Source organism: Kitasatospora sp. NPDC008115, assembly GCF_042957205.1.
GTDB lineage: Bacteria > Actinomycetota > Actinomycetes > Streptomycetales > Streptomycetaceae > Kitasatospora.
The window spans coordinates 18526-32498 of the sequence record NZ_JBIBHU010000004.1; the positions used below are offsets into that span (position 1 = coordinate 18526).

The 13973-nt window shown below is 73.1% G+C and carries 11 protein-coding genes and 1 CRISPR repeat array; of the genes, 1 reads left to right on the forward strand and 10 read right to left on the reverse strand.

The features are described 5' to 3' along the window. Position 1 precedes the first annotated feature (1 nt). The 6 genes from cas5e to bla all read right to left on the reverse strand — a co-directional run bounded on the left by cas5e (position 2) and on the right by bla (position 8870). Positions 2-712, reverse strand: a complete 711-nt coding sequence (cas5e, locus tag ACFZBX_RS06380) for a type I-E CRISPR-associated protein Cas5/CasD (protein WP_391531800.1) — start codon at positions 710-712, stop codon at positions 2-4. Beyond that, positions 709-1911, reverse strand: a complete 1203-nt coding sequence (gene cas7e / locus ACFZBX_RS06385) for a type I-E CRISPR-associated protein Cas7/Cse4/CasC (RefSeq protein ID WP_391532084.1) — start codon at positions 1909-1911, stop codon at positions 709-711. Before cas7e ends, cas5e begins: the two co-directional genes overlap by 4 nt. Then, a complete protein-coding gene (gene casB / locus ACFZBX_RS06390; protein ID WP_391531801.1) occupies positions 1905-2579 on the reverse strand; it encodes a type I-E CRISPR-associated protein Cse2/CasB in 675 nt (224 codons plus the stop codon). Before casB ends, cas7e begins: the two co-directional genes overlap by 7 nt. After that, positions 2576-7180: a type I-E CRISPR-associated protein Cse1/CasA gene (gene casA, locus ACFZBX_RS06395; protein ID WP_391531802.1), complete on the reverse strand. Its 4605-nt coding sequence runs from the start codon at positions 7178-7180 to the stop codon at positions 2576-2578. The genes casB and casA overlap by 4 nt, the downstream gene beginning before the upstream one ends. 227 nt (positions 7181-7407) lie before the next feature. Further along, a complete protein-coding gene (locus tag ACFZBX_RS06400; protein WP_391531803.1) occupies positions 7408-7581 on the reverse strand; it encodes a hypothetical protein in 174 nt (57 codons plus the stop codon). 368 nt (positions 7582-7949) lie between these two features. Continuing rightward, complete coding sequence (gene bla, locus ACFZBX_RS06405) at positions 7950-8870, reverse strand: class A beta-lactamase (protein WP_391531804.1); 921 nt, start codon at positions 8868-8870, stop codon at positions 7950-7952. 36 nt (positions 8871-8906) lie between these two features. Continuing rightward, positions 8907-9667: a CRISPR direct-repeat array (repeat unit 29 nt; unit sequence GGGACCATCCCCGCACGCGCGGGGAGCAG). Positions 9668-10405: 738 nt separating this feature from the next. On the opposite strand from bla, the gene ACFZBX_RS06410 reads away from it, so the two are divergent. Continuing rightward, a complete protein-coding gene (locus ACFZBX_RS06410; protein ID WP_391531805.1) occupies positions 10406-10672 on the forward strand; it encodes a GlsB/YeaQ/YmgE family stress response membrane protein in 267 nt (88 codons plus the stop codon). 9 nt (positions 10673-10681) lie between these two features. On the opposite strand, the gene ACFZBX_RS06415 is transcribed toward ACFZBX_RS06410, so the two are convergent. The 4 genes from ACFZBX_RS06415 to ACFZBX_RS06430 all read right to left on the reverse strand — a co-directional run bounded on the left by ACFZBX_RS06415 (position 10682) and on the right by ACFZBX_RS06430 (position 13925). Next, positions 10682-11605 carry an ADP-ribosylglycohydrolase family protein gene (locus tag ACFZBX_RS06415; RefSeq protein WP_391531806.1) on the reverse strand — a complete coding sequence of 308 codons (924 nt, stop codon included), beginning with the start codon at positions 11603-11605 and terminating at the stop codon, positions 10682-10684. Positions 11606-11748: 143 nt separating this feature from the next. Then, entirely contained in the window at positions 11749-12339 is a 591-nt protein-coding gene (locus tag ACFZBX_RS06420; protein ID WP_391531807.1) for a TetR family transcriptional regulator, read from the reverse strand. Between the two features lie 143 nt (positions 12340-12482). Continuing rightward, positions 12483-13505, reverse strand: coding sequence for an aldo/keto reductase (locus tag ACFZBX_RS06425; RefSeq protein ID WP_391531808.1), 1023 nt, complete (start codon positions 13503-13505; stop codon positions 12483-12485). A gap of 117 nt (positions 13506-13622) precedes the next feature. Beyond that, positions 13623-13925 (reverse strand): GNAT family N-acetyltransferase, encoded by a 303-nt coding sequence (locus tag ACFZBX_RS06430; RefSeq protein WP_391531809.1) that lies wholly within the window; start codon positions 13923-13925, stop codon positions 13623-13625. Positions 13926-13973: the final 48 nt, after the last annotated feature.

Below are 13973 nucleotides of genomic sequence, written 5' to 3' on the forward strand. Positions count from 1 at the left end.
GTCAGGCCGATTCCGGTTCCAGGAGATTCAGGTGGGCCGTCGGATCGTGATCGGGGACGAGCGTCGGCGCGTTGACGACGAAGGACGTCACCCCGCGCAGCGCGTAGCGGCGGTGCCGGGGGTCGAAGCTCAGCGGCAGATCGCGCAGCAGGTCCGCCCGCGGCTGCTCCGCCGGCTCGGCGTCGGCCTGCACCGGCAGCGCCACCGACGACGCGTGGTGCCGTGCCCGGTACCAGGGGGCGGCCTGCCAGGGCTCCCGCTCCAGCACCGACCGCAGCCCCGCCTCCCACCGGACACCCAGGTCCACCGGCCCGCTCGGCGGACACGAGCGGCGGCCCAGGTACGGCAGGTGGACCGGCGCGCGCAGCGCCGCCGCCAACGCGTCGACCATCGCGTCCGGCCCCTCCACGGCGGCGACGAACACCGCGTCCGCGAGGTAGAAGCGTTCGGACAGCGGCATCGCCTTGTCGGTGTCGCCGTGGCGGGCCGTCTGGAGGTCACGGATCCGGGTGCCCGGCTGGTCGGTGCGCACCCCGAACCGCAGCGCCGCCAGATCCGCCAGGTCGTCACCGCGCTCCCGCCCCAGCGCACCGGCGAGCATCCCCAGCACCCCGCTCTTGGTCGGCGCCGGCTCGGTGGTCCGGCGCGCGAACCGCGCCGAGGAGCCCCAGGACTGCAGGGGTCCGGCCAGCCGCAGCAGCAGCACGCTCACCCGGCCGACCCCGCCAGCCGCTTCGCCACCGCCGCACCGACCGCCGCGACGAGACCGTCGAGCCCGACCTCGGTGCCGAGCCCGCCGAGCGCGGCCGTCCGCTCGCCGACCCGGAGCACCCAGCTGTCCTCGGTCACGGCGCCGAAGGCCTTCTCCACCTCGGGCACGTAGCTGGCCAACTGCGCGCAGGCACCCGCCACATGGCCGCCGGTGAGGCCGTCACCGCCGGCCGGCACGGCCTCCTCGAACGCGCCGGCGAAGCTGATCGGCCGCGCGGAGCGGAGCTTGACGATCACCGCGTCCGGGAGGGTCTGGTTGGCGAAGGTGTTCATCTTCCCGGTGGGGATCGACGTCACGAACGCCTCGACGAACGCCTCCACCGCCCGCTGGACCGGCGCCGCCGGCTCGTCCGCGCGCAGCCCGTCCCCGAGGTTCCCCCGCAACCGGTCCACGTCCACGGCCGCGTAGCGGTACAGCGTCGCGGAGTTGAAGTCGACGGTGCCGATCATGCCCGCGCCGGGCTCGTCCTCGGCCCGCTGGTCGTCGACCGCGGTGTAGTAGTCGGACTCGTTCTCCACCGCGTGCACGCTGATCGCGTGGGCCACCTGCGCGGCGGCGTCCACGTTGATGTCGGAGGCGTCCGCGACCATCCGGCCGAACAGCGCGATGTCCACCGAGTGACGGGTGTTGGCCGCCTCCCGGGCCCGTGCCCTGTTCTCCTTGCCTTTGAAGAACTCCTTCAGGCCGCCGGGCTCCTTCAACCCCTCGGCGGCGAGCGCGGCGAGGGCGTCGAGCTGGCGGCTGCTGAGGAACATCAGGTACGACGACTCGGGGGCCGGGTCCTGGGTCCCCTCCTTCGTCTTCCGCTTCGGCGGCTCCACCTTGGCGCCGGTCGCGGCGGTGATCGTGTCGGCCGCCACCTGCCAGGCCTCCGGCTCCTCGAGCTCCACACCGAGGCCGGTGATGCGCGTCGCCAGCAGCTCCGCCACCTTCTTGGTGCGCACCCCCAGCTCGGCAGGGTCCAGCAGCCCGTCGAACGCCTTGCGGGTCGCCCGCTTCCACGCCTGGCTGGACACCCGCGCCCGCCGCACCCCGCCGTACACCGCCGTCTTGGGCGAGCCGGTGTCGTCCCGGTTGAGGTTGCTCGGCGGCACGGTCTGCAGGATGTGGACGTCCAGGATGGTGCGGCTGCTCACGATTGGTCCTTGTCGGTGTCGGGACGGGTGGTGTCGGCGTCGGTGCGGGCGGCGGAGGCTTTGCCCGTGTTCCCCGGGCGCCGGTACGCGTGGAAGCTCTGCCCCCAGGAGCGGTTCACCTCGCCCCGGCCGCCGGGTCGTTGCCACCGGTACAGCTGGTCGGCGAGCAGTCCGTAGTCGAGCGGGACGGCCTCCCTGCGCAGCAGGACGACGATCTCCCGCAGCCGCTGCGCGAGGATGTCGAAGGTGGGCGCCGAACCGGCCCGCACGAACCGCTTGCGCAGCGGCTCGTCGATGTCGTCCGACGGCATCAACTGCCGCACCGCACTGCCCAACTGGGGCCCACTGGGCCGGTGCATCCCGGCATCACGGTGTGACTGCTGGTGCAGGGACCAGAGGGTGACCGCCGTGTGCATCGCGTTCTCGGCGAGGGCGTCCGAAGGCCCGGTCCGGCCGTGCGGGTACAGCCGTTCCAGCCCGGTGAGCCCCCACAGTTCGGGCAGCGCGTCGACCGGTCGGCCCGCGCCGCGCCGGATCTGGGCCGTCAGGGCCACGGAACCGGCCTCGTCGGCGCGGTAGCCGTGCTGCAACGGGCCCAGGTGCTGGTGCGTCGCCGTACCCACCCGGCCGAGGCCGGCGCGGCGGGGTGACGGGACGGGGTCGGTGGTCATCGCTCGTCGTCCTCCGGGGAGTCGTCATGGTCGGTGCCGGCGCCCTCCGGCGGGTCGGGACGGGGGAGGGCCTTGGCCAGCGCGAAGGCGAACCTCCGGTGCGCCAGGGCGTCATTGAGCCAGATCCGCCCACCGCCCCGCCCGGCCACCACCCGCCCCTCCCGGGCCGCCCGGGGGGCCGCGTCCACCAGTTCGGCTCCCAGCGCGAGGAGGATCCGCCGGGCATCCACCCGCCAGTCCGCCAAGGCCTGGTCGGGGTCGGCGTGCAGACCCAGATCCCGCAGCCAGCGCCGGAAAGGGCCGTCGAGTTCGGCGTAACCGCGTTCGGCCGCCACCGTCTTGGGCCCGTCGGCCGCCGAGCCGGCGGCATCGGCGAGGTCGGCGGCCAGGTGGACGAGTGTCTGAACACCCCGGTCCGAGGACTCCACCGCGCTCACGGCCCGCTGCCCGTAGCGCGCGTCCCCCTCGTGCAGGAGGACGACCGCGAGCGTGACCCCGTCGTCCACCACCTCGTCGATCACGGACTGCTGGGTCCCGTAGACCGCGCCGAGCGTCCGGGCCCGGATCAGCCGCCGGCTCTCCAGCACCCGTTCGCCGGTCAGCCTCGCCACCCACTCCAGAACCAACGGGCTCTGGAAGTCGGCCGGTTCACCGGGCTTCCCGGCCGTCGAACCGGCCCGCGACCGCAGCAGCGCGGGCAGGCCGCGCCACGCCGACCGCGCCGGATCGTGCTGGTGCGGCAGGTACACCGGCACCCGGCCGAGCTTCTTCTCCTGGGCCCGGCTGCGCCGCCACCCGGTGAGCGGCTCGACGAACCGGCGGTCCTGCGCCGCCAGCGGGTCGCCGTACGAGAGCACCACCCCGGTCACCGCGCTCGCGTCGTGGTGCAGCCGGATCCGCCGGGACTGCCAGGTGTACAGGTCCCGCGGCCCGGAGGGCCGGCACGCCGGGTCCGCCGCCTCCCCGTCCGGCTCCGGGCCGTACGGGCCGCGGCGCCAGGACGGCCGGTCGTCGCGGCGGAAGCGCGCCCCGGGGGTGTCCGCGGCCACCAGGTTGAGCAGCAGGGTCGCGCGCAGGTCGTCGCCCTCCGCGAGGATGCCGCCCAGACCGCCGGACCACCCCGTGCCCAGCGGGTAGACCTTCCCCTTCTTCGCCCTCCCGTCGCCCACCGCCGCCGACTTGATGCCGGCCGTGTCGAAGGCGTGCGCGTGCACCAGCCAGCGCGCCGCCTCGGCGAAGGACAGCCGTCCGACCGACGGCATCCGCATCGAGAAGAACGGGTCGCCGTTCGGCACGTCGGCCACCAGCCGGTTGAGGGAGGCGATTTCGTCCTTCTCGGTGCGCAGGCCCGCCACCTGGAAGAACGGGGTCCTCGGGTGCAACAGGTCGAAGTGCTCCCGGTACCGGTCGAGGTAGCGCCCCACGGCGGCGAAGCAGTCCGGGTCGTCCCAGAGGTCCTCCCAGTCCTCCAGCTCCGCCGGCCCGTCGACGGCGTCGTGCAGCACCGCCAGCAGCAGCCGCATCAGCGCGAACTCCTGGGTCGGCACGTCCCCGACCAGCCGGCGGAGCGTCGTCGCCTCGGCGAACACCTGGCGCAGCGAGAGTTCGGCGGTCGTCCCGTCCAACCGCTGCACCGGCAGCCACGGGCGGGAGACCAGGTCGAACGAGGGCACGCTCTTCACCAACCTCACGTCACGGGCCCCGGCCGGGTACACCGCCAGGCCGTCGCTCGTGCGGTACTCCAGTTCGAAGCCCGCCAGTTCGGCCCGGCCCTGCTCGTCGAGCAGCAGCACCAGTTCGCCGTCGAGCTGCGGACACTCCTTGACCTGCCACGCGGGGATGTACAGCTGCTCCAGGTCCTTGATCGCCCTGTCGACCACCCAGGGCTTGGAGAAGTGGTAGGGGAGCCGCATGCTGCTGGCGGCGAGGGCCTGGGCGGCGTTCCACGTGGGCACGGTCTCGGTCGGCAGCGGCAGGCCGCCGCGCCCCCGGTCGAGCCAGGGGAGTGTGGTGAGGCTGCCGTCGGCCCGGCGCATCGCGACCATCACCTCCAGGCTCTCGTCCCCGTCCCGCACCTGTGCCTGGCCGGGCCGCTGGTCGTCCACGTCGCCGACCCCGGCGTCCAGCCAGCCCACCAGCGAGCGCCCCGGCCGGCGCACCTCGTCCAGCCGGAACACCTCGGCCCGGGCGGTCTGCGCGGCATCCGCGAGGCGCTGCTCCTCCGCCGCCTCGGCCATGGCGCCGGCCCAGGAGGGCGGACCGAGCCGCTCGTCGCCGTAGGCGCGCTGGACGAGCACGTTGATGCCGTCCGGCAGCGTGAGCGGCACCCCCTCGGCGAGCTGCGGCCACAGCACGGCGGCCGCGCGCAGGAGGTGGTGCCGGCCGTAGACGGACACCGAGCCCTTCACGGGGAGGGGCTGGGGCTGCGCGCTCCAGTGGACGCCGGTGACCAGGCAGCGGGCCGTGCGCAGCCCCGGCGGCCGGGAACCCTGCCCCTCGCCGCGCCGGTGGCGGTGCAGGCGGCCCATGCGCTGGAGCATGAGGTCGACCGGGCAGAGATCCGTGACGAGGAGGTCGAAGTCCACGTCGAGCGACTGTTCGGCCACCTGGCTGGCGACGACGATGTGCGGCCCGCGCGGCCGGTGCCCGTCGGGGCCGAACCGGGCCAGCAGATCGGCGTCCTTGCGGGCCCGGTCGAGGTCGGTGAAGCGGGCGTGCGCGACGGTGACCGCCTCGTCCCCGAACCGCTCGCGCAGCCGTTCGGCGGCCTCCAGGACGCGGTCGACGGTGTTGCGGACGACCAGCGCGCAGCCGCCGTCGGCGAGTTCGGCCGCCAGCCGGTCGGTGAGCGCGGTGAGGTCGTCGTCGAGCCGGTCCAGGTGGACGGCCGTCCGGCGGGCGGCGTCGGCGTCCGGTCGTCGGGTCAGCGACGGGTGCCCCGGGGCGGCGGCGGTGAGCAGCGGGTAGCCGGCCGCCGCCTCGTCCTTCTCCCCGTCCGTGGCCCCGTCCGTGGCCCCGTCCGCGGTTGCGCAGTACGCCCGCACCAGGGCGCGCCGGGTGGCGGCCGGCAACGTGGCCGACAGCATCACCACCGGCACCCGGTAGGCACCGAGCCAGGCGAGCACCCGCTCCAGGTAGGTGTTCATGTAGGCGTCGTTGGCGTGCACCTCGTCGATGACGACGACCTTGCCGGCGAGCGCGAGATGACGCAGCGCGAGGTGCCGGTTCTTGAGGCCGGCGAAGAGTACCTGGTCGATCGTGCCGACGGCGAAGGACGCGAGCATGCCCTTCTTGCGCCCGCGCAACCACTGATGGGCGATCAGCCCCGAGCCCTTCCGGTTCGCCCGGTGCCCCGACCCCTGGGGCCCGTCCGCGTCCACCGCCTCGATCCGCCGCCGGCCGGCGGCCAGCAGGCCCGCGTACTCGTCGTTGAGCGCCGCCTTCGCATGGGCGAGGAACACCGTCCGCTCGCCGTCGGCGGGCAGGTGATCCAGCCATGCGGTGAGGCGGGGGAGCATCGCGTTGGCCGTCGCACGGGTGGGCAGCGCGATGTAGCACCCGCCGGCGCCGGTGCGCGCGGCGAAGACCTCGGCGACGGCCAGGGCCGCCTCCGTCTTGCCCTCGCCCATCGGCGCCTCGATCACCAGCAACCCCGGCTCGGGCAGCTCGCGCGCCAGCCGGACGGCGTCCTCCTGGACGGGCCGGGGTGTGGCCCCCGGCGGCAGGTCGAACCGCGCCTTCATCAACTCGGCCGTGTCCAGGAGGGTTTCCGCCGCCTTCCAGGCGGGCGGCAACCGCAGCCCGTCCCACGCCCCAGCGGTCCGCTCCTTCTCCGTGCGGGGCCGGTCCTCCGGGAAGTAGGGGAAGAGGTCCGGGTTGCTGGCGATCCAGTCGGCCATGATGACGACGCCGGTCAGGAGCACCTGCACCGGCTGCGGCAGCTTGACGTCCCTCACGGCCTCCAGCACCCCGCCCGCCCCGCCCGCCCCGAGCGCCGCCGTGCAAGCGTCGAGCAGTTCGAACTGCACGCTGCGCCACAGTTCCTCGCTCGCCCCGGGAGTACGGAGCAGGTCCTCACGCAGTTCCAGATCGTGCAGTTGCCCGTGCCCCGGCGGCATCCCGTGGTGGCCGCCGGCCACCACCGCCCACTGGCCGGCTGCCCGGCGCGTCCATCGGTGCCGCTCCACGAACCATTCCTGGAGCAGGACTTGACCTGCCAGCCCGTGCGGTGCCAACCGCCGGTCGTCGCCGTACTGTGCCTGGGACCGCAGTGCCAGCCCGTTCTCCTGCATAACTCTCGCAAGATCATCGGATTGACATGCGAACGCTGGAGTGGCCTTGCCGATGTCGTGGGTGCCGGCCAGCCACACCGCGAGGATCCGTGCGTGCTCGCGCTTCCCGCCGACCGCTTCGGTGATCAACTCCCGCACGTTCTTGGGGAGCCAGCTGTCCCACAGCCGCCCCGCGACCGCAGCGCTGTCCGCCATGTGCCGCCAGAGCGGCAGCCACCCGTTGGTGGCCCGGTCGGACTTGGCCCACACGGAGCGAGCGGCGTCCGACAGCTGCTCAAAAGGCCCCGGGTCGTCGAGCGTTTCGGTCACGCCGTCATTCAACAGGGCCCGCGAAGGGGCGCTGATCGAATGAGCGGGAATGATCGAAGGTGATCGGTAGTGGATTCTTGTGGCGGTACTTGGCCGGACTTCGACTCCTGGCCGACTTGCGGGCTCGCCCCGCTTGTGGTGGCGGTCTGTGCAGCACCTGCACAGACCGCATCAGCCGCCGTCGTGAGGGTGCGGCGGGGGCTTGGGCCTCCCGCCGGTGTGGACCGTCAACCCGCGGCGGCGATCACCATCGTGGCGACCAGCGCGACAGCAACGAGGCGGATGCCGACGTCCACGCGATCGGTCGACCCCGCTCCTGCCGCCACGCAGACCGCGAGGAGGCTGAGCAGACTCACCTCGCCTCGTCTGCTGAGGGCGAGTGGGGTGGTTCTGCTGTTCATGAGGTTGCTCCGTTCGGGGCCTTGGCGTTGGCTCGCCGCACAGTGTGCGCTTGCGACGAGTGTCTGGAACGTTGCCCACAGTAGTCGCTCGGTGTCGCCGGGGGCCGCTGCTGGCTTCTTGGGCGTGTCGGCAAGGTAGGGCTGCTTCCACACAGTTGCTAGATAGTGTCGGCTGCCAGCACACGCCTTGAAGCGAGAAACCCCGCATGTGCGGGGAGCAGGATGGCGCCAGAACGGCTTCCACGCAGGGGTCACCCCCGAGGTGCGGGGAACAGCCTTGCTCGTGGCTTAACGAGGTACTCGGGCCGAGGTTCTGCTTGGAACGGTCGGACGGGGCCACCCGGCCGGGTGCTGGGTGAGGTTGTAAGTCAGGTCAAGATGTCCGCGAGCAGCGCGGCCGCTTCGGCGAGTAGTGGCTCGTCGGCCGGTGCGGCAGGTTGCTGCTTGGTGGAGAGGACGGCCAGCGTGATCGGGCCCCGGTCGGGTGGCCACGTGATTCCGACGTCGTTGGTGGTGCCGTAGCCGCCGGTGCCGGTCTTCTCCGCGACGGTCCAGTCCTTCGGCAGGCCGGCGCGCAGGCGGTTGGTGCCGGTCGTGTTGTTCAGCAGCCAGGTGGTGAGCCGTCGGCGGTCGGGTGCGTCGAGGGCGTTCCTGGTGGTGAGGCGGGCGTAGGTGCGGGCGATGGCCCGCGGGGTGGTGGTGTCGGTGATCCGGCCGGGTTCCGCCGAGTTGAGCCCGGGCTCCCGGCGGTCGAGGCGGGTCACCCGGTCGCCGATGGAGCGGCAGAAGCGAGTGACGGCCGAGGGGCCGCCGAGCTCGCGGAGGAGGAGGTTGGCGGCGGCGTTGTCGCTGTACACGATGGCCGCCGCGCACAACTCCTCGACGGTCATCCCGCCTTCGAGGTTCCCGGGCAGGCCCGTGACCGGCGCGTAGCCCGCCTCCGTGACGTCGCTCGACGTGTAGCGGATGCGCTTGGCAAGGAACGTGCCATCGCGGTCGAGGTCCCTCAGCACGGCGGCCACGGCGATCGTCTTGAACGTCGAGCACATCGGGAACAACTCGTCCGCGCGGTACGCCACCGTCCTGCCGGTGGCCGATTCATGGGCGAAGACCCCCAACCGCGCCGAATGCGCCTGCTCCAGCGCCCGCAACCGGCCGGCGAGTCCCTCCACAGCGCCGTCTGTGGCCGTGCCTTGTGCAAGAGCTCGCCCGCTGGCAGGGACCGCGACTGCCAGCGCAGTCGCGGCAGCCCCGCTCAGAAGTCGTCGCCTACCGGGTCGCAGTTCCATTGGTGACTCCTGTCGTCTTCGACTGCTGGGGGACATGGGACCATCCCCGCACGCGCGGGGAGCAGTTGGCGCGAGGCCTTCGAGGACCTGGACGAAGAGGACCATCCCCGCATGCGCGGGGAGCAGTACGCCGAGCAGGTGGCCGAGGCGGACGCCAAGGGACCATCCCCGCACGCGCGGGGAGTAGGGGATCGGAGGTTTCGTCTCGTACGGGCAGACGGGACCATCCCCGCACGCGCGGGGAGTAGGGGATCGGAGGTTTCGTCTCGTACGGGCAGACGGGACCATCCCCGCACGCGCGGGGAGCAGGTCCACCTGCTCTCCGCTCACAGCCGGTTCCCGGGACCATCCCCGCACGCGCGGGGAGCAGCAGTCGACGGGTTTGCCCAGCAAGATCGACTGGGGACCATCCCCGCACGCGCGGGGAGCAGCGGAATCGGACGGCCACGGCGGTGCCGCCCAGGGGACCATCCCCGCACGCGCGGGGAGCAGTACGTCCGGCTGATCCTGGCCGCCGTCGAGAAGGGACCATCCCCGCACGCGCGGGGAGCAGGGAGTCATTGTCAATTAGGTGTTCGAGTAATGGGGACCATCCCCGCACGCGCGGGGAGCAGGTCGCGGCGCACGAGGTAGCCGGTGACGCCGTGGGACCATCCCCGCACGCGCGGGGAGCAGTGGGTGAGCCCGGCGACGAGGACGATCGGCCCGGGACCATCCCCGCACGCGCGGGGAGCAGTCCGGAGCAGGCATCGGCTTCAGGCGGGAACAGGGACCATCCCCGCACGCGCGGGGAGCAGAGTTCGTGAGCTGGGCTTCTGTCACGCGACTGCTGCGGTATTTGCAACTTCCGTTGATTCGGGCATTGCGCGCAATTTGGATGCTGATGGCGTTGTGGGGACAGGTTACCGGGTGAGTCGGGCGTTGCTGGGGCTGTCTTCTCTTGGGGGCGCGGTGGCGAGGTGGGTGGGCCTGAAGGGGATGTGGAGGTGGGCGGTGGTGGGGAGCCAGTGTGGAGGTCGGCCACTGTGGTGTTGGCGCCGAATTGGCGGATGGTGGCGCAGGGCAGGGGAGAGGCGCGCCGTGTGGGGTGTTGCGGATGTCGTCGCGGTGAGGGGTTCTGGCGGCGAGGGAACGGTGCGGGAGTCTCGTGGGTGAAGGGCTGTACTGCACGGTGCGCTATGGCAGGCGGAGTTGGCGGCGCTGGGTGTGGGCAGGGTGCCGGGGTCGTTGAGTGAGTGGGTGCTGATGGCGTCAGGGGAGAACCAGCGGGTGGGGGTCGGGATGTCGAGTGGCGTTGTGAACGGGCGGGCGAGACAGGTCGGTTGGATGAGTCGATCTCGGCGCCGCGCCGCGAGCCGGCGGTGGCGATCAGGTGCGGCGCATGGCTGCGCCATTGCGGGGTAGCCGGGCTCGGAGGGCGGCGCCGTGCCTTGGCGATTCCGTGGGCGGGAACCGGTGGGTGGTGGGGTGGCGTCCTCGCAGGTGGTACGGCGTGCACGGGGCCGCCGTACGGTGCTATGGGCAGGAGGACGCGGATGGGCTTCGTCGCATGGATCGTGCTGGGCCTGGTGGCCGGGGCGCTGGCCAAGTTGCTGCTGCCGGGCCGGGATCCGGGTGGTCTGGTGGTGACCACCCTGATCGGTATCGCCGGATCGTTCGTCGGGGGCTGGATCTCCTCGAAGTTCCTGCACCGGCCGGTGGCGGCCGAGTTCTTCGACCTGGCGACCTGGGCGTCCGCGATCGGCGGGGCGCTCGTGCTGCTGGTCCTGTACCGGATCGTGTTCGGCCACTCCCGGGACTGAGGAGCCGGGTCAGACGGTCGGCAGGTCGGGCGGGAGGGCTTCGCGGGCGGCCGGCCAGGAGGCGGGCGTGCCGGTCAGGCCGGTGCGGGCGGCGACCACGCCGCCGGCGATGGCGGTGGTGGTGTCCATGTCGCCCCAGCCCTCCAGGGTGTGCCACAGGGCGTCGGGCAGCGAGTCCGGGTGCCCGGCGGCGGACCACAGGGCGAACGGCACGGTGTCCGGTGCGGAGATCCGGAACCCGGAGCCGAGGACGTGCGCCGCGTGCCGCACGGAGGCGCTGTCGGGCAGTCGGGAGGCGATCCGCAGGCCGGAGCGCACGTCGCTGTCCGGCAGCCGGCCGGCGACCTCGTCGAGCAACTCTGCTCGCGCGGGCGCGTCCTGGCCCCGGCTGCGGGCGGCGAGCGCGGCCGCGAGCGCGACGGCGACCGCCCCGGCGACCGCCTCGGGGTGGAAGTGCGTGGTGCGGGCCTGGAGTTCGGCCTGGTGGGCGACGGCGTCGAGGTCGTCGGCGAACCAGGCGCCGAGCGGCGCCACCCGCATCGCCGCGCCGTTCCCGTAGGAGCCCTGACCCCCGAACTGGCCCGACGTGACCGCGCGCCAGTCGGCGCCGGCCTGGATCTCGCGCAGCACCCGGTGCATCGACGGACCGTACTTGCGCCCGTACTCGCGGGTGTACTCGGCGGCGAACTCCCGTGCCAGCGCGTCCTGGTGGACCTCGCCGTGGGTGCGCAGGTGGCGGAGCAGGACGATCGCCATGGCGGTGTCGTCCGTCCAGTGCCAGGGCGCGGGCCGGGGCAGCCGGGCCGCGAGCGCGGCGGGGGCCTCGTCGACGGGGACGGCGAACCAGCGGTCGCCGAACGCGTCTCCGAGGGCGAGGCCGTGCAGGCTGTCGAGGGCGGGGCGTGGAATGGGGCCGGGACTGGTGGTGCGCATGGCGTTCTCCGGGCGGGGTTCCGCAGGGGACGGGTTCGTCGCGCGTCAGTCTGCTGGCCGGATACGGGGCGGGCCAGTGGTTTTCGCCGCCCGGCCCGGTCGGCGGCCGGGCGTGAACCGGTCCGGGGCGGGCGGGGATTGCGTCAGGCGTCGGCCGCCAGGCCGTGCAGGACGAGCTTCCAGAGGGTCTCGAACCGGTCCTCGGCCGCCGGGTCGGACCAGCCGGAGGCGTGGGCGGGGTGGTGGAAGTGGGCGGTCGCCTCGAACACCGCGCGGGCGGTGGAGGCGATCGGGGTGTGCCGGAACTCCCCCTTCTCGATGCCGTCCTGGATGATCTGGGCGATCTGGTCGGTCAGCGTGTCCAGGTGGGCGTCGACGATGCCGCTCGTCTCCCCGACCAGCGTCAGGTAGGTCGCGAAGAGCTGCGGGTCGTCCAGGGCCTTCTTGCGCTTGGCGGCGAACAGCGTGGCCAGCCACCGGTGCAGGCGCTCGGCGGCCGGGCCGGGCTCGATGGCGATGAAGCGCAGCTCGTCGTGGGCCCGGGCGAGCCAGCGTTCGGTGACGGCCTCGCGCAGCGCCGCCTTGCTGGAGAAGAAGCGGTAGACGCTGCCGTGGCTGACGCCGAGGGTGCGGGCGACGTCGACGACGGTGGCCTTGGTCGGGCCGAACCGCCTGAGGGCGTCTTCCGTCGCGCTCAGGATCTGTTCTTTGGTGAGTGCGCTGTCCGTGGCCACGGGGAGGTTCGTCCTTACGGGTGAGGCGTCCGCCCGCCGGGTGCGGCGGACGGGCGGCCGGCCGGGTGGCGGCCGTCGGCGGGGTGGTGCGGGTGCGGAGAGCCCTGCCTGCGGCGGGCACCCGCCGCGGACGGGGCCGCGGCTCAGCGCTCGCTGTCGAGGTGGGCCATCTGGGCGGCAGCGTACCGGTCCCCGGCCGCGGCCCCGGCGGGGACCGCCGCCTCGATGGCCGCGAGGTCGGCCTCGGTGAGGGCGACGTCCAGTGCGCCGAGCGCCTCGGTGAGCCGGTCGCGGCGGCGGGCGCCGACCAGCGGGACGACGTCCTCGCCGCGCGAGGCGACCCAGGCGATGGCGATCTGGGCGACGGTGGCGTTCCGCTGGTCGGCGACCGTGCGCAGGGCCTCGACGAGGCGGAGGTTGTGGGCGAGGTTGTCGCCCTGGAAGCGGGGGCTGTGGCCGCGGAAGTCGGCGCCGGACAGCTCGCGGTCGCCCTGCCAGTGGCCGCTGAGCAGGCCGCGGGAGAGCACACCGTAGGCGGTGACGCCGATGCCCAGCTCGCGGGCGGCGGGCAGGATCTCGGCCTCGGCGGCGCGGGAGAGCAGCGAGTATTCGAGCTGGAGGTCGCTGATCGGGTGGACGGCGGCGGCGCGGCGCAGCGTGTCGGCGCCGACCTCGGAGAGGCCGATGTGGCGGACGTGGCCGGCCTGCACCAGTTCGGCGATCGCGCCGACGGTCTCCTCGATGGGCACGGACGGGTCCAGCCGGGCCGGGCGGTAGATGTCGACGTGGTCGGTGCGCAGGCGGCGCAGGGTGTAGGCGAGGGCGGTCTTCACGGCGGCCGGGCGGGCGTCGTAGCCGAGCCACTGGCCGTCCGGAGTGCGCTGGGCGCCGAACTTCACGCTGATGAGGACGTTGTCGCGGTCGCGGCCGCGCAGGGCGTCGTGGATCAGCAACTCGTTGCGGCCCATGCCGTAGAAGTCTCCGGTGTCGAGCAGGGTGATGCCCGCGTCGAGGGCGGCGTGGATGGTCGCAATGCTCTCGGCCTCGTCGGCGGGGCCGTAGAGGTCGGACATGCCCATGCAGCCGAGGCCGAGAGCGGAGGCGCTCGGCCCGGCGGCGCCGAGCGCGCGCCGGGGGATGCGGGGGACGGGGGAGGTGGTGGGCATGGGTCCAGGGTGCACCCGGCGCTGACAGATTTCAAAATCTGTTATCTGTCATCTGTTATCTGAAATCTGTCAGCTGTCATTTGTCAGCGGTCCGCCCGACCCCGGGCGCGTCGCCGGTCAGTCGGTCACCCGGCTCCGGTTCTCGTACGCCAGATCGAGGTACTCGGGATGCCGCGACATCCACGCCTTGATGAACGGGCACGTTGCCAGCACCGCCAGCCCCCGTGCCCGCGCATCGTCCAGAGCCGCCCGCGCCAGCGCCCCGCCGATGCCCTGCCCCTCGTACGCCGGCTCGACCACGGTGTGCGGGTACACCACCAGCTCCTCGCTGCGCAGGTACTCCGCGAACCCGGCCAGGGTGTCGCCCAACCGCGCCTCGAACCGGCCGGCGCCCTCGGCGTCACGGATCGTGACCGTCATCGCGGACTCCTCACTGCTCGTCACGGAGCCGCGGCGGGCGGCCCCGGT